The organism is Pseudomonas shirazensis, from assembly GCF_014268785.2.
Classification (GTDB): domain Bacteria; phylum Pseudomonadota; class Gammaproteobacteria; order Pseudomonadales; family Pseudomonadaceae; genus Aquipseudomonas; species Aquipseudomonas shirazensis.
Genome location: NZ_JABWRD020000002.1, coordinates 319,481 through 335,785 on the forward strand (window position 1 = coordinate 319,481; position 16,305 = coordinate 335,785).

12 protein-coding genes are annotated in these 16,305 nt (G+C 63.1%); 9 read left to right on the forward strand and 3 right to left on the reverse strand.

What is annotated here, in order from left to right:
* Window positions 1-19: 19 nt before the first annotated feature.
* Window positions 20-910, reverse strand: a complete 891-nt coding sequence (locus HU736_RS12750; RefSeq protein ID WP_103436149.1) for a LysR family transcriptional regulator ArgP — start codon at window positions 908-910, stop codon at window positions 20-22.
* A 126-nt stretch (window positions 911-1,036) separates the two neighbouring features.
* Here HU736_RS12750 and HU736_RS12755 point away from each other — a divergent pair, with 126 nt between their 5' ends.
* The 9 genes from HU736_RS12755 (at window position 1,037) to HU736_RS12795 (ending at window position 14,329) form a co-directional block, all read left to right on the forward strand.
* Window positions 1,037-1,636, forward strand: a complete 600-nt coding sequence (locus HU736_RS12755) for a LysE/ArgO family amino acid transporter (protein ID WP_103436148.1) — start codon at window positions 1,037-1,039, stop codon at window positions 1,634-1,636.
* A gap of 181 nt (window positions 1,637-1,817) precedes the next feature.
* On the forward strand, window positions 1,818-2,414 hold the full coding sequence (locus HU736_RS12760) for a superoxide dismutase (RefSeq protein WP_101316779.1): 597 nt from the start codon (window positions 1,818-1,820) through the stop codon (window positions 2,412-2,414).
* A 249-nt stretch (window positions 2,415-2,663) separates the two neighbouring features.
* The gene (locus HU736_RS12765) at window positions 2,664-4,715 is read left to right on the forward strand and encodes a putative bifunctional diguanylate cyclase/phosphodiesterase (RefSeq protein ID WP_101316777.1); all 2,052 of its coding nucleotides are present in this window, start codon (window positions 2,664-2,666) and stop codon (window positions 4,713-4,715) included.
* Window positions 4,716-4,863: 148 nt separating this feature from the next.
* The gene (locus HU736_RS12770) at window positions 4,864-6,201 is read left to right on the forward strand and encodes an imelysin family protein (protein WP_103436147.1); all 1,338 of its coding nucleotides are present in this window, start codon (window positions 4,864-4,866) and stop codon (window positions 6,199-6,201) included.
* Between the two features lie 153 nt (window positions 6,202-6,354).
* Window positions 6,355-7,782, forward strand: a complete 1,428-nt coding sequence (locus HU736_RS12775) for a di-heme oxidoreductase family protein (RefSeq protein ID WP_186697463.1) — start codon at window positions 6,355-6,357, stop codon at window positions 7,780-7,782.
* 17 nt (window positions 7,783-7,799) lie between these two features.
* Complete coding sequence (locus HU736_RS12780) at window positions 7,800-8,864, forward strand: imelysin family protein (protein ID WP_186697461.1); 1,065 nt, start codon at window positions 7,800-7,802, stop codon at window positions 8,862-8,864.
* 1 nt (window position 8,865) lies between these two features.
* Complete coding sequence (locus HU736_RS12785; RefSeq protein WP_103436144.1) at window positions 8,866-9,963, forward strand: DUF1513 domain-containing protein; 1,098 nt, start codon at window positions 8,866-8,868, stop codon at window positions 9,961-9,963.
* A gap of 180 nt (window positions 9,964-10,143) precedes the next feature.
* On the forward strand, window positions 10,144-11,265 hold the full coding sequence (locus tag HU736_RS12790; protein WP_186697459.1) for an efflux RND transporter periplasmic adaptor subunit: 1,122 nt from the start codon (window positions 10,144-10,146) through the stop codon (window positions 11,263-11,265).
* A gap of 13 nt (window positions 11,266-11,278) precedes the next feature.
* Entirely contained in the window at window positions 11,279-14,329 is a 3,051-nt protein-coding gene (locus HU736_RS12795; RefSeq protein ID WP_186697457.1) for a multidrug efflux RND transporter permease subunit, read from the forward strand.
* Between the two features lie 51 nt (window positions 14,330-14,380).
* On the opposite strand, the gene HU736_RS12800 is transcribed toward HU736_RS12795, so the two are convergent.
* Both HU736_RS12800 and HU736_RS12805 read right to left on the reverse strand, forming a co-directional pair.
* Window positions 14,381-14,941, reverse strand: a complete 561-nt coding sequence (locus HU736_RS12800; protein ID WP_103436141.1) for a response regulator transcription factor — start codon at window positions 14,939-14,941, stop codon at window positions 14,381-14,383.
* Entirely contained in the window at window positions 14,941-16,197 is a 1,257-nt protein-coding gene (locus HU736_RS12805; protein ID WP_103436140.1) for an ATP-binding protein, read from the reverse strand. The genes HU736_RS12800 and HU736_RS12805 overlap by 1 nt, the downstream gene beginning before the upstream one ends.
* Window positions 16,198-16,305 lie beyond the last annotated feature (108 nt).

Below are 16,305 nucleotides of genomic sequence, written 5' to 3' on the forward strand. Positions count from 1 at the left end.
CAGTTGACGTCGCTGCCGGCTACAACGGCACTAGCCAACCTGGCGCCGTCTGGCGCAGGTGCTCGGTCAATTGGGCGAGCAGTTGCCCGCCATTGCGCCAATGATGCCAGTACAGCGGCACATCGATGGGAGTATCGGCGCAGATTTCCACCAGTTCGCCACACTGCAGCTGCGCAGTCACCTGCCGCTCCGGCACCAGGCCCCAGCCCAGGCCGGCTTCGGTCATGCGCAGAAAGCCCTCCGAGGACGGGCACAGGTGATGCAAAAATCCATCGGCAATGCCTAGCGATGCGAGATAACGGTGCTGGAGGAAATCGTCCGGGCCGAACACGATCGCCGGGGTCCGCGCCAGCCGGCTGGCGTCGAAGCCCTGCGGGAAATGCCGGGCCATGAATGCCGGGCTTGCCAAGGCGCGATAGCGCATGGCGCCCAGTGGCTGGCTGCGCGCGCCGGCCACCGGGCGTTCGCTGCCACACAGGCAGGCCGCAACCTCACCGGCGCGCATGCGCTTGAGGCCGACGTCCTGATCCTCGACTACCAGGTCCAGCAACACCGGCTGTTCGGCGCAAAACGCGCCCACCGCACCGGCCCACCAGGTCGCCAGGCTATCGGCATTAAGCGCAATGCGCAGACGCTCGGGCATGCCGCCTTCGTCCAGCGCCGGCACCTGGCGCTGCAGGTCACGCTCGAGCAGGCGCACCTGCTGCACATGGTTGAGCAGTTGCCGGCCGACTTCGGTCGGGCTCGGCGGCATGGCGCGCACCAGCACCGGCTGGCCGACCCGCGCTTCGAGCAGCTTGATCCGCTGCGACACGGCCGATTGCGACAGGCCAAGCACTTGTGCTGCCCGCTCGAAACCGCCTTGTTCGATGACCGCCGCCAGGGCCGCCAGGAGCTTGTAGTCGAACATCGATTTCTCTAATGCCTGATCAGCTTTATTGGTTTTTCTTATACAACGCCACTCGGCACAATGGCCAGCATTCGATCAAGCAATCAGCGCCAGCCAATCGGTTGGTGGCAGTGGAGTGTCTGCGCTATGTGGCAAAGTTATATGAACGGCATGCTGGTTGCCTTTGGCCTGATCATGGCCATCGGCACGCAAAACGCGTTTGTCCTGGCGCAGAGCCTGCGCCGTGAACACCATCTGCCGGTGGCCGTCCTCTGCGTGGTCTGCGACGCCCTGCTGGTTGCCGCCGGAGTGTTCGGACTGGCCACGGTGCTGGCACAGAACCCGACGTTGCTGGCTGCTGCGCGCTGGGGCGGCGCGGCGTTCTTGATCTGGTACGGGGCCAAGGCCTTGCAACGGGCCTGTTCCAAGCAAAGCCTGGAGCAGGAGCAAGGCCAGGGCTCCCGCTCGCGCCGGGCGGTGCTGCTCAGCGCCTTGGCAGTGACCCTGCTCAACCCCCATGTGTATCTGGATACTGTGCTGCTGATCGGCTCGCTGGGCGCCCAGCAAAGCGTGCCCAGCGCTTACGTAGCGGGTGCGGCCAGCGCCTCACTGGTGTGGTTCTTCACCCTCGCCCTCGGCGCAGCCTGGCTGGCACCGTGGCTGGCACGGCCGGCGACCTGGCGCCTGCTCGACCTGATGGTGGCAGTGATGATGTTCGCGGTGGCAGCGCAGCTGATTCTGGGCTGAATGCCATTGGCGCCGGCGCTGCAACTATTTGTCCCTATAGTTGTTGCGTGGTTATGCGCGGGGGCTGGTGATATGATCCAAGGCTTGCGTCGCAAAGAGTACAAACTCGCCGACGTACCTCGGGCCGCCCGTGATCGGCCTTGCGCAAACCGCGAATTAGACCTGAATCAGGAGATCCACCATGGCTTTTGAATTGCCGCCGCTGCCGTACGCCCATGATGCCCTGCAGCCGCACATCTCCAAGGAAACCCTGGAGTATCACCACGACAAGCACCACAACACCTATGTCGTGAACCTGAACAATCTGGTCCCAGGCACCGAATTCGAAGGCAAGACCCTGGAAGAGATCGTCAAGACCTCTTCGGGTGGCATCTTCAACAACGCCGCTCAGGTCTGGAACCACACCTTCTACTGGAACTGCCTGGCACCAAACGCCGGCGGCCAACCGACTGGCGCACTGGCCGAGGCCATCAACGCTGCCTTCGGTTCGTTCGACAAGTTCAAGGAAGAGTTCACCAAGACTTCGGTCGGCACCTTCGGTTCCGGTTGGGGCTGGCTGGTGAAGAAAGCTGACGGTTCCCTGGCACTGGCCAGCACCATCGGCGCCGGCAACCCGCTGACCAACGGCGACACCCCGCTGCTGACCTGCGACGTCTGGGAGCACGCTTACTACATCGACTACCGCAACGTCCGTCCAAAGTATGTCGAGGCGTTCTGGAACCTGGTCAACTGGAAGTTCGTTGCCGAGCAGTTCGAAGGCCAGACCTTCAAGGCCTGATCGACTTCGCTTTTGGCACAGAAAAAACCCGGCACTCGCCGGGTTTTTTTATGGCTGCTCGCACCGCTGTAAATCCAGCTTGATCCGCCCGCATAGCGCGCTAACATCAAAACTCTGGGAAAGTTGGCGCATAGCACTAAAGTAGCAAGCCTGCGCAACCGATACAGTAGCAATGCAACAAAGGGTCGATAGTGTCTTGCCACAACTACTGGCAAAATAATGGCATGCGCATGGATTAAGGAATCCCCATTGAAGCTGCAATTGCGGAACAGCTTATCGGTCAAGTTGCTCAGGGTAGTGCTGCTGTCGGCGCTCGCGGTTGGCGTCGTCCTTAGCTGTGCGCAGATCGTCTACGACACCTACAAGACGCGTCAGGCGGTGAACAGCGATGCCCAGCGCATCCTCGACATGTTCCGTGACCCGTCGACGCAGGCGGTGTACAGCCTCGACCGGGAAATGGGCATGCAGGTCATGGAAGGCCTGTTCCAGGATGACTCGGTGCGCATGGCCTCGATCGGCCACCCCAACGAAACCATGCTCGCAGAGAAATCGCGACCGCTGCGCGACATGTCGATGCGCTGGCTGACCGATCTTTTGCTCGGCCAGGAACGCACCTACACCACGCAACTGGTCGGCCGCGGCCCCTACAGCGAGTACTACGGCGACCTCAGCATTACCCTCGACACTGCCGCCTATGGCAAAGAATTCCTGATCAACGCCGTGATCATCTTCATCTCCGGCGTACTACGGGCGCTGGCCATGGGCCTGGTGCTGTACCTGGTCTACCACTGGCTGCTGACCAAGCCGCTGTCGAAGATCATCGAGCACCTTACCCAGATCAACCCTGATCGGCCCAGCCAGCATCAGATTCCGCTGGTCAAAGGCCACGAAAAAAATGAACTGGGTTTGTGGGTCAACACCGCCAACCAGCTGCTGGCCTCGATCGAGCGCAATACCCATCTGCGCCATGAAGCCGAGAACAGCCTGCAACGTATGGCTCAGTATGACTTTCTGACCGGCTTGCCCAACCGCCAGCAATTGCAGCAGCAACTGGACAAGATCCTCGTCGATGGCGGCCGCCTGCAGCGCCGAGTGGCGGTGCTGTGCGTAGGTCTGGATGACTTCAAAGGCATCAACGAACAATTCGGTTATCAGGTCGGTGACCAGTTGCTGCTGGCCCTGGCCGACCGTCTGCGCGCGCACAGTGGCCGCCTCGGCGCCCTGGCCCGGCTGGGCGGCGACCAGTTTGCGCTAGTCCAGGCCGACATCGAGCAGCCTTACGAGGCGGCCGAGCTGGCACAGAGCATCCTCGACGACCTGGAGGCGCCGTTTGCCCTCGAGCAGCAGGAAATCCGCCTGCGCGCGACCATCGGCATCACCCTGTTCCCGGAGGACGGCGACAGCACCGAAAAGCTCCTGCAAAAGGCCGAGCAGACCATGACTCTGGCCAAGGCGCGCTCGCGCAATCGCTACCAGTTCTACATCGCCAGCGTCGACAGCGAAATGCGCCGACGCCGCGAACTGGAAAAGGACCTGCGCGAAGCCCTGCCGCGCAACCAGCTGTACCTGGTTTATCAGCCGCAGATCAGCTACCGCGACCACAGCGTAGTCGGCGTCGAAGCCCTGCTGCGCTGGCAGCATCCGCAGCTGGGTATGGTCCCGCCCGACCAGTTCATCCCGCTGGCCGAGCAGAATGGCCACATCATCCCCATCGGCGAATGGGTCCTCGACCAGGCCTGCCGGCAACTGCGCGAATGGCACGACCAGGGCTTTGGCGAGCTGCGCATGGCGGTCAACCTGTCGACCGTGCAACTGCACCACAACGAGCTGCCGCGGGTGGTCAACAACCTGCTGCAGGCCTATCGCCTGCCGCCTCGCAGCCTTGAGCTGGAAGTCACCGAAACCGGCCTGATGGAAGACATCAGCACCGCCGCCCAGCACCTGCTGAGCCTGCGTCGCTCAGGTGCGCTGATTGCGATTGATGACTTCGGCACTGGTTATTCTTCGCTCAGCTACCTGAAGTCGCTGCCGCTGGACAAGATCAAGATCGACAAGAGCTTTGTTCAGGACCTGCTCGATGACGACGATGACGCCACCATCGTTCGCGCCATCATCCAGCTCGGCAAGAGCCTTGGCATGCAGGTCATCGCCGAAGGCGTGGAAACCGCCGAGCAGGAGACCTACATCATTGCCCAGGGCTGCCATGAGGGGCAGGGCTATCACTACAGCAAGCCGCTGTCGGCGCGCGAGCTGACTGCCTACCTCAAGCAGGCGCAGCGCAATCAGGTCTCAGTGCTGTAAACCCCGCCAGAACAGGAAAATGCCCCACCAGCGGGCATTTTCATGAATTCACTGCCCACCCCTTTACAGCAAATGCAAATCTTTCGCATGATGTGACGGTTTCGCGTGCCACGGCACACGTCCAAACCCACCACGCAGGAAACCAACAATGATTCGTATGCCTCTGGCCTCCGCCAGTCTGCTGGCCATCGCTATCGCCCTCGCCGGTTGTGGCGAAGGTAAAAATGACAAGGCCGCCGCTCCGCAAGCCCAGGCACCTGCTGCCGCCAGCACCACCGCCGCGACCGCCGGGGCGATCGACGAGGCGGCTGGCAAGGCCGTGGTCAAGCACTACGCAGAGCTCGTCTCGGCCGTCTACAGCGACTCGCTGAGCACCGCCAAGACCCTGCAAAGCGCCATCGACGCGTTCCTCGCCACGCCGAACGACGAAACCCTGCAAGCCGCCAAGGATGCCTGGGTCGCTGCCCGCGTGCCGTACCTGCAGAGCGAAGTGTTCCGCTTCGGCAACACCATCATCGATGACTGGGAAGGTCAGGTTAACGCCTGGCCACTGGACGAAGGCCTGATCGACTACGTCGACAAGAGCTACGAGCACGCGCTGGGCAACCCTGCCGCCAGCGCCAACATTATTGCCAACACCGAAATCCAGGTTGGCGAAGACAAGATCGACGTCAAGGACCTGACCCCGGAGAAACTCGCCAGTCTGAATGAGCTGGGCGGTTCCGAGGCCAACGTCGCGACCGGTTACCACGCAATCGAATTCCTGCTCTGGGGCCAGGACCTGAACGGCACCGGCCCAGGTGCGGGCAATCGTCCGGCGTCTGACTACCTGGAAGGCGCTGGCGCCACCGGTGGCCACAACGACCGTCGCCGTGCCTATCTCAAGGCGGTCACCGACCTGCTGGTCAAAGACCTCGAAGAGATGGTCGGCAACTGGGCACCAAACGTCGCCGACAACTACCGCGCCACGCTGGAAGCGGAGCCGGTCAACGACGGCGTGCGCAAGATGCTGTTCGGCATGGGCAGCCTGTCGCTGGGTGAACTGGCGGGCGAGCGCATGAAGGTTTCGCTGGAAGCCAACTCGCCGGAAGACGAGCACGACTGCTTCAGCGACAACACCCACTACTCGCACTTCTACGATGCCAAGGGTATTCGTAACGTCTACCTGGGCGAGTACACCCGCGCCGACGGCAGCAAGCTGACCGGCCCAAGCCTGTCGTCGCTGGTGGCCAAGGTTGACCCGGCTACCGACGCCACCCTGAAAGCTGACCTGGAGGCCACCGAGGCCAAGATCCAGGTGATCGTCGATCATGCCCTCAAGGGTGAGCACTACGATCAGCTGATCGCCGCCGACAATGCTGCCGGCAACCAGATCGTGCGTGATGCGATTGCTTCGCTGGTCAAACAGACCGGTGCGATCGAGCAGGCTGCGGGCAAGTTGGGGATTGCCAACCTGAATCCGGATACTGCTGATCACGAGTTCTGATTCGGGCTGTAAACCTACTTGATTGGGGCCGCTTTGCGGCCCCAATTGCAGCAGCAACCTGACAACGATTTCATCCAGTAATTGCAAATTGCTCTTATTCAAACAATCCCGTCCTGCTAAGCTTGCACGCCGGTTTTTTGCCCAAGCCCAGGATTGTTGATGTCCTTGCTCCGCCTAAGCCCCCTGCTGCTGGCCGCTGTTCTGGTCGCCTGTGACGACGCCCCGCGTTTCACTCAGGCCGAACCAGGCGAGGCCCTGTCCGGTGGCAAGGCAACCGTCCTGCGCAGCGATCGCCAGGCCTTCTCCCTCCCCTCTGCCAACCTCAGCCCCGAACGGCGGCTGGACTTTGCCGTGGGCAACAGCTTTTTCCGCAACCCGTGGGTAATCGCTCCGGCGACCACCACCGCGCGTGACGGGCTCGGCCCGTTGTTCAACACCAACGCCTGTCAGAACTGCCACGTCCGCGACGGCCGCGGGCACCCGCCGGAACTCGACGACAGCAACGCAGTGTCGATGCTGGTAAGGCTGTCGATCCCCGACCAGCCCGCCTACGCCAAGGAAATCGAACGCCTGGGCGTGGTTCCGGAGCCGGTCTACGGCACTCAGTTGCAGGACATGGCCATCCCCGGCATCAAACCCGAGGGCAAGGTCCGCGTCAGCTACAGCAGCGAGACCGTACGCTTCGCCGACGGCCACGCGGTGGAATTGCGCCGCCCGCAATTGCAGATCACCCAGCTCGGCTACGGCCCGATGCACCCCGACACGCGTTTCTCGGCGCGGATCGCGCCGCCGATGATCGGTCTGGGTTTGCTCGAGGCAATCCCCGAAGCGGCGATTCTGGCCAACGCCGACCCGGACGATCGCAATGGCGACGGCATCCGCGGGCGCGCCAATCAGGTCTGGGATGACGCCCAGGGCAAGACCGTGCTCGGTCGCTTCGGCTGGAAAGCCGGGCAGCCCAACGTCAACCAGCAGAACGTGCATGCCTTTGCCGGCGACATGGGCCTGACCAGCACGCTCAAGCCCCATGACGACTGCACCCCGGCCCAGACCGATTGCCTGGCCGCGCCCAACGGTGACGGCGCCGACGGCGAGAAAGAGGTCAGCGACAATATCCTGCGCCTGGTCACCTTCTATACCCGCAACCTGGCCGTGCCGGCCCGCCGCAACGTCGACGCACCACAGGTGCTGACTGGCAAGAACCTGTTTTTCCAGGCCGGCTGCCAGGGCTGCCATACGCCGCAGTTCACCACGGCCAGCGCAGGCGTCGAGCCGGAGCTGGCCAACCAGCTGATTCGCCCCTACAGCGACCTGCTGTTGCATGACATGGGCCCCGGCCTGGCCGACCAGCGCAGCGAGTTCGCCGCCGGTGGACAGGACTGGCGCACAGCGCCGCTGTGGGGCCTGGGCCTGACCGAAACGGTCAGCGGCCACACTCAGTTTCTGCACGATGGCCGCGCCCGCAACCTGCTCGAAGCCGTGCTCTGGCATGGCGGCGAAGCGCAGGCGGCGCGCGACCAGGTCTTGACCTTCAATGCCGAGCAACGCGCCGCGTTGCTGGCTTTTCTGAATTCACTTTAACGCGCAAGGAGCCGGGCATGTTCCGACCCAAACTGTTGTTCACCAGCCTCGCCGCAATCGCCCTCGGTGCTTGCTCGCCGCAAGACCCGCAGGCCGTCACCTCGGCGGCAATCGCCAAGCAGGTGATCTTGCCGACCTACAGCCGCTGGGTCGAAGCTGACCGCCAGCTGGCCGCCAGCGCCCTGTCCTACTGTGAAGGCAAAACCACCCTGGACGCCGCCCGCGCCGACTTCCTCAACGCGCAAAAAGCCTGGGCCGAGCTGCAGCCTCTGCTGGTCGGCCCGCTGGCCGAAGGCAACCGCCCGTGGCAGGTACAGTTCTGGCCCGACAAGAAAAACCTGGTCGGCCGTCAGGTCGAGCAACTGGTCAACGGCGACAAGCCGATCGACAACGAGACCCTGGGCAAGTCCAGCGTCGTCGTGCGCGGTCTGTCTGCCTACGAGTACATCCTCTTCGACAGCAAGCCAGACATCGCCACACCTGAGCAGAAGGCCCGCTACTGCCCACTGCTGGTGGCCATCAGCGAACACCAGAAGGCCCTCGCCGAAGAAATCCTCAAGGGCTGGAACAGCACCGACGGCATGCTTTCGCAGATGACCAAGTTCCCCAACCAGCGCTATGCTGACTCGCACGAGGCGATCGCCGATCTGCTCCGCGCCCAGGTCACCGCACTGGACACCCTGAAGAAAAAGCTCGGCGCACCGATGGGCCGCCAGAGCAAGGGCATCGCCCAGCCGCTGCAGGCCGAAGCCTGGCGCAGCCACTCTTCGATGAAGAGCCTGGAAGCCAGCCTGAAAGCCGCCCAGGCGGTCTGGGTCGGGGTCGACAACCGCGGCTTGCGCGGGCTGCTCGGCAAGGACCAGAGCGCCCTCGCCGACAAGATCGACGCCGCCTATGCCAACGCCCTGAAGCTGCTGGCCGCCAACGACAAGCCCCTTGGCGAGCTGCTCGCGGACGACGCTGGCAAGCAGACCTTGAACGATATCTACGACAGCCTCAACGTGGTCCACCGCCTGCACGAAGGCGACCTGGCCAAAGCGTTGAACATCCAGCTGGGCTTCAATGCCAACGACGGTGACTGACATGCTGCGACGCCAGGCCCTGAAACTTGCCAGTATCGCCCTTAGCGCCCTGACCCTGGGCGGCTGGAGCCTGCTGCGCAACAAAGGCAGCGAGCCACTGCTGCTGTCGGCCCGCGACGATGCCGACGGCAAGCACTACGCCGTCGGCTATCGCCTCGACGGCAACCAGGTGTTCGCCACCGAAGTGGGCCAGCGTTGCCATGCCATCATTCATCACCCGCAACAGCCGATTGCGCTGTTCGTGGCGCGTCGCCCCGGCACCGAAAGCTATCTGGTCGACCTGCGTGATGGGCGTTTGCTGCAAACCCTGACGGCGCAGCCCAACCGGCATTTCTATGGCCATGCGGTGATGCACAAGGACGGCGAGTGGCTGTACGCCACCGAGAACGACACCACCGATCCGGGCCGTGGCGTACTCGGGGTGTATCGCTTCGACGGTGAACGCCTGGTGCACAGCGGCGAGATCTCGACCCACGGCATCGGCCCGCACGAGCTGGCGTGGATGCCCGACGGCGAAACCTTGGTAGTGGCCAACGGCGGCATTCGCACCGAAGCCGAAAGCCGGGTGGAGATGAACCTCAACGCCATGCAACCAAGCCTGGTGATGATGCAGCGCGATGGCACCCTGCTGTCCAAGGAAACCCTCGGCCAGCAGATGAACAGCGTGCGCCACCTGGCCATCGGCAACGACGGCACCCTGGTCGCTTGCCAGCAATTCATGGGCGCATCAGATGAGACCGCCGAGCTGCTGGCGATCAAGCGCCCGGGCGAACCATTCCAGGCCTTCCCGGTGCCGGAGCGGCAATTGCAGTCGATGGCTCAGTACACCGCCAGTGTGGCCATCCACAACGAGTTGCGGCTGGTCGCCCTGACTGCGCCGCGGGCCAACCGGCTGTTCATCTGGGACCTGGACACGGCAGCGGTCAAGCTCGACGCACCGATGCCCGACTGCGCCGGCGTGGGTGCGGTGAAGGACGGTTTTGTGGTCACCTCCGGGCAAGGCCGTTGCCGCTTCTACGACTGCCGCAAACAGCAGCTTGTGGGCCAGCCCCTGGAGCTGCCCTCCGGCTTCTGGGATAACCACCTGCACCTGGTTTGACCCGTTTCCGGCACTTGATCTGGCCTGCTCGCTGCCTGTACGAGCAGGTCAGATCAATGCCTGCATAGCCCCTCCCCTAGTTGCGCAAAACCGGCGATACTCAGTGCATTCGCACGTGGGCAGGAACGCCCGTGGTCGTGCCTCAGCCATAACAATGACTACCTCCAGGGAAGTGGACCTATGCTGCGCCGGCGCATGCTGATCATGTTGGCCATCGTGCTGTTGATCGTGTTGATTCTGGGGGGCTACAAGGCCTTTTCGATCTATCAGCAGATCCAGATATTTACCGCACCGAAACCTCCGGTCAGCGTTGCCGCCGCAACGGCTGAACAGCGCCCATGGCAGCAGCGCCTGCCGGCGGTCGGTAGCCTCAAGGCGTTGCAGGGCGTCGAGCTGAGCCTGGAGCAGGCCGGGACGGTGAAGTCGCTGCACTTCGAGTCTGGCCAGCAGGTCAAGCAAGGCCAGTTGTTGCTGCAACTGGACAGCGATCAGGAAGCCGCCCTGCTCGGCACCGCCCAGGCTGATCTGGGCCTGGCCAAGGTGGACTACGGCCGTGGTAGCCAGCTGGTTGGTGACCAGGCTATCTCTCGTGGCGAGTTCGACCGATTGACTGCGCAGTACCGGCGTAACCAGGCGGTGGTCGATCAGCTCAAGGCCTCGCTGGAGAAGAAGAGCATCAAGGCGCCGTTCAGCGGCACCATTGGTATCCGTCAGGTCGACATCGGCGACTTTCTTGCCAGCGGCACGGTAATCGCCACCCTGCAGGACCTGTCCAGCCTGTACGTCGACTTCAACATGCCGGAGCAGAGCCTGCCGCAACTGGCCCTTGGCCAAAAAGTGCTGCTGCAGGTGGCGGCCTTCCCTGGCCAGACCTTCAATGCCACGCTTAGCGCGATCAACCCCAAGGTCGACGAAAACACCCGCAACCTGCTGGTCCGCGCCAGCCTGGCCAACCCCGACGGCAAGTTGCTGCCGGGGATGTTTGCCAGCCTGCTGGTGCTGCTCCCCGATCCTCAGCCACAGGTGGTAGTGCCGGAGAGCGCCATCACCTACACCCTGTATGGCAACTCGGTGTACGTGGTCAGCCCGAAACAGAACGCAGACGGCCAGCCGCAGCTGATTGCCGAACAACGCACCATCCGCACCGGCGAGCGCCGTGACGGTGTGGTGGTGGTCAGTGAGGGGCTCAAGGCGGGAGAACGGGTGGTCAGTGCCGGGCAACTGAAGCTGACTCCGGGCGCGGCCATCCAGATCACCGAGCAAGCGTCGACCACCCCAGCCAGCGCTCCGCGCGGCAACTGAGCAGGAGGCTGACATGGCGTTCACAGACCCGTTCATCCGCCGCCCGGTGCTGGCCAGTGTGGTCAGCCTGCTGATCCTGCTGCTCGGCTTTCAGGCCTGGAGCAAACTACAGATCCGCCAGTACCCACAAATGGAAAACGCCCTGATCACGGTGACCACCGCCTACCCCGGGGCCAACGCCGAGACCATCCAGGGCTACATCACCCAGCCGCTGCAGCAGAGCCTGGCCAGTGCCGAAGGCATCGACTACATGACCTCGGTGAGCCGGCAGAACTTCTCCATCATCTCGATCTACGCGCGGGTTGGCGCCAACAGCGACCGGTTGTTCACCGAGCTGCTGGCCAAGGCCAACGAAGTGCGCAACAAGCTGCCGCAGCAGTCCGAGGCACCGGTGTTGAGCAAGGAAGCGGCAGACGCCTCGGCGCTGATGTACATCAGCTTCTACAGCGAGCAGATGAGCAACCCGCAGATCACCGACTACCTGTCGCGGGTGATCCAGCCCAAGCTGGCGACCCTGCCTGGCATGGCCGAGGCCGAGATCCTCGGCAACCAGGTGTTTGCCATGCGTATCTGGATCGACCCGGTCAAATTGGCCGGCTTTGGCCTGACCGCCAATGACGTCACCGATGCCGTGCGCCGCTACAACTTCCTCTCGGCCGCAGGCGAGGTCAAGGGCGAGTACGTGGTCACCAGCATCAACGCCACCACCGAATTGAAATCACCGGAGGCGTTTGCTGCATTGCCGCTGAAGACGGCTGGCGACACTAGGGTGCTGCTCGGCGATGTCGCCCGGGTCGAGATGGGGGCCGAAAACTACGACACGGTCAGCTCGTTCGACGGTACGCCCTCGGTGTACATCGGCATCAAGGCCACGCCGTCGGCCAACCCGCTCGAGGTAATAAAGGAAGTGCGGCGGGTCATGCCGGAGCTGGAAGGTCAACTACCGGCCGGGCTCAAGGTGTCGATTGCCTACGACGCCACGCTGTTCATCCAGGCCTCCATCGACGAAGTGATCAAGACCCTCGGCGAAGCGGTGCTGATCGTCATCGTCGTGGTGTTCCTTTTCCTCGGCGCGCTGCGCTCGGTGCTGATCCCGGTAGTCACCATCCCGCTGTCGATGATCGGCGTGCTGTTCTTTATGCAGACCATGGGCTACTCGCTGAACCTGCTGACCTTGCTGGCGATGGTGCTGGCGATCGGCTTGGTGGTGGACGATGCGATCGTGGTGGTGGAAAACATCCATCGCCATATCGACGAAGGCAAGACGCCGTTCGATGCGGCGCTGCAAGGCGCCCGCGAAATTGCGATACCGGTAGTGTCGATGACCATCACCCTGGCTGCGGTGTATGCGCCGATTGGTTTTCTCGAAGGCCTTACCGGTGCGCTGTTCAAGGAGTTTGCCCTGACCCTGGCAGGTGCAGTGGTGATCTCCGGCATCGTCGCCCTGACCCTGTCGCCGATGATGTGCGCGTTGCTGCTGCGCCGCGAGCAGAACGCCAGTGGCCTGGCGCATCGCCTCGACCGGATCTTCGACGGCCTCAAGGTGCGTTATCAACGGCTGCTGCACGGCACCCTCGACAGCAGGCCGGTCGTGGTGGTGTTTGCCGTGATCATCCTGTGCCTGATCCCGGTGCTGCTCAAGTTCACCCAGAACGAGCTGGCGCCCGACGAGGATCAGGGCGTGATCTTCATGATCAGCAGTGCGCCGCAGCCGACCAACCTTGATTACCTGAACACCTATACCAATCAGTACACCGGGATCTTCAAGGGCTTCCCGGAGTATTACTCGTCGTTCCAGATCAACGGCTTCAATGGTGTGCAGAGCGGCATCGGTGGCTTTCTGCTCAAGCCGTGGAACGAGCGCGAGCGCAGCCAGATGGAGCTGCTGCCACTGGTCCAGGCCAAGCTTGCCGAAATCGCCGGCCTGCAGATCTTCGGCTTCAACCTGCCGGCGCTGCCCGGCACTGGCGAAGGTTTGCCGTTCCAGTTCGTGATCAATACCGCCGGTGATTACCCGGCGCTGCTCGAGGTCGCCCAGCGGGTCAAGGAGCGCGCGCAGGCGTCCGGCAAGTTCGCCTTCCTCGACATCGACCTAGCGTTCGACAAGCCCGAGGTGGTGGTCGACATCGACCGGGCCAAGGCGGCGCAGATGGGCGTGTCGATGGACGTGCTCGGCGGCACCCTGGCCACCCTGCTCGGCGAAGGCGAGATCAACCGCTTCACCCTCGAAGGGCGCAGCTACAAGGTCATCGCCCAGGTCGAACGCGCCTATCGCGACAACCCCCACTGGCTCAACAGCTACTACGTGAAGAACAACCAGGGCCAACTGCTGCCGTTGTCGACCCTGATCACCCTGAGCGACCGTGCTCGACCGCGCCAGCTCAACCAGTTCCAGCAGCTGAACTCGGCGATCATTCAGGGCGTGCCACTGGTGAGCATGGACGAAGCGCTGGCGACGGTGCGGCAGATCGCCGGTGAAGAAGCGCCAGAAGGCTTCTCGTTCGACTACGCCGGGGTATCGCGGCAGTTCGTCCAGGAAGGCAGCGCGCTGTGGGTAACTTTCGGCCTGGCGCTGGCGATCATCTTCCTGGTGCTGGCGGCGCAGTTCGAGAGCTTCCGTGACCCGCTGGTGATTCTGGTGACGGTGCCGTTGTCGATCTGCGGGGCCTTGCTGCCGTTGTTCCTGGGCCTGTCGAGCATGAACATCTACACCCAGGTCGGCCTGGTGACGTTGATCGGGCTGATTACCAAGCACGGCATTCTGATCGTCGAATTCGCCAATCAGCTGCGCAAGGACAAGGGGCTGGATGTGCGCGAAGCCATCGAAGAGGCGGCGGCGATCCGCTTGCGGCCAGTGCTGATGACGACCGCGGCGATGGTGTTCGGCATGGTGCCGTTGATTCTGGCGACCGGCGCTGGGGCGGTCAGCCGCTTTGACATCGGTATGGTGATTGCCACCGGGATGTCGATCGGGACCTTGTTCACGCTGTTTGTGCTGCCATGCATCTACACGCTGCTAGCGCACAAGACCGTGGCACGGGAGGCGGAAGTAACGCGCGTGTGAAGTACACGCTGCCGGCTGGATCGTCACTCGACCCAGCCGGCAGCGCTCACTTCAGCGGCGTACAGGGCGCTTCTGCAGCTTGCGCTGCAAGGTGCGCCGGTGCATGCCCAGCGCCCGCGCCGTGGCGGAGATATTGCCTTCGTGCTCGCCGAGCACGCGCTGGATGTGTTCCCACTGCAGGCGGTCTACCGACATGGGGTTTTCCGGCACCAGCGAATCCAGATCAGCGTGCTCGGACAGCAGCGCGGCCAGCACGTCATCGGCATCGGCCGGTTTGCACAGGTAATTGCAGGCGCCACGCTTGATCGCCTCGACCGCAGTGGCAATGCTTGAGTAACCGGTGAGGATCACCACGCGCATTTCCGGGTCCATCTCGAGCAGCTTGGGTAGCAGCACCAGGCCCGAATCACCCTCCATTTTCAGGTCCAGCGCGGCATAGTCGGGCAAATCGTTCTGGGCCAGGATCAGACCTTCCTCGGCCGACGACGCGGTGCTTACGCGGAAACCGCGGCGGCTCATGGCCCGGGACATGACCCGGGTGAAGGTGGCATCGTCGTCTACCAGCAACAGGTGCGGCAGCTCTTCGCCGTCGATCTGGGTTTCATCAGTCATCATTCATCTCCTCGCTTGCCACGGGGCAGGCGCAGCTCGGTAAGCGTGCCGCCCTGCTCATGACTATAGAGTTTCACCGAGCCGCCCGCACGCGTAACGCTGGCCTTGCTCAGAAACAGGCCAAGACCGAAGCCTTTGCCCTTGGTGGTAAAGAAGGGTTTGCCGATGGCCTCGGCAATGGCCGGAGGAATGCCCGGGCCATGGTCGCGGATACTGATGATGATGTCCTCGGCGTTCCAGTCGAGGCGCACTTCAAGGTCATCCGGGCAGGCATCGGCAGCATTGTTAAGCAGGTTCAGCAGCGCTTGGGTCAGGTCGGGCGGTGGGGTCAGTTGCGGCACCTCGCCATCGCGCAGGCGCTGGAAGCGGTAACTGGCTTCGGGGCGCATCAGGTGCCAGCGGTTGAGTGCTTCGTCGAGCCAGGCGGTAACGTCCTGCTCGACGATGGCCATGCGCCGGTTAGCCTCGGCGGCGCGCACCAGTTGCTGCAGGGTCTGTTTGCACAGCTTGACCTGGTCTTGCAGGATCGCCAGGTCCTCCTGCAACTGCGGGTCGTGATGGTCCTGGCGCATCTCGTTGATCAGCACGCTCATGGTCGACAGCGGCGTGCCCAGCTCATGCGCGGCACCGGCGGCTTGCGTGGCGACGGCCAGCAATTGCTCATCGCGCAGACTCTCTTCGCGGCGCTCGCCACGCCATTGCTCCTGGCGGCGCAACTCTTCGGCCATGCGTGCGGCAAAGAAGGTAATCACCGCCGCAGCCAGAGCAATACTCAGCCACATGCCGTAGACCTGCATGGTGTCGCGCGCCAGCGGCAGCGTTTCCAGCGGATAGAACTGCACCAGCAACAGGCTGTAGGCGACCAGGGCCAGGCCCGAGAGCACCAGCGAGTAGATCCACGGCAAGGTCACCGCAGCAATCGCCAGCGGCACCAGGTAATAGGAGACGAACGGGTTGGTCGAGCCACCGGAGTAGTAGAGCAAGGCGCTGTGAATCAGCAGGTCACAGGCCAGCTGGAAGGCGTACTCCAGTTCGGTAACCGGCAGCGAAAGGCGCAGGCGCAAGGCGGTGAAGGCGCACAGCAGCGATGACAGCGCCAGGGTTGCCGCCAACGACAGCCACGGCAGCGGCAGCAGTTCGGTCCAGTAGGCAACGCCGACCGAGCCGGCTTGGGCGGCCAGCACCAGGACCCGAATCACGGTCAGGCGCCAGAGGTTCTGGCGAGTTGCAGACAACGGTTGGGCGGCAGCGAGCATGAGCTCTCCTGATGAGTGCTCCAGGGACATCGGCGGGAGTATACCCAAGCCTGGCCTTGCACTGCAGCGCTGCGGCAAAGCGCCACACTTTGTCACAGCTTGATGATG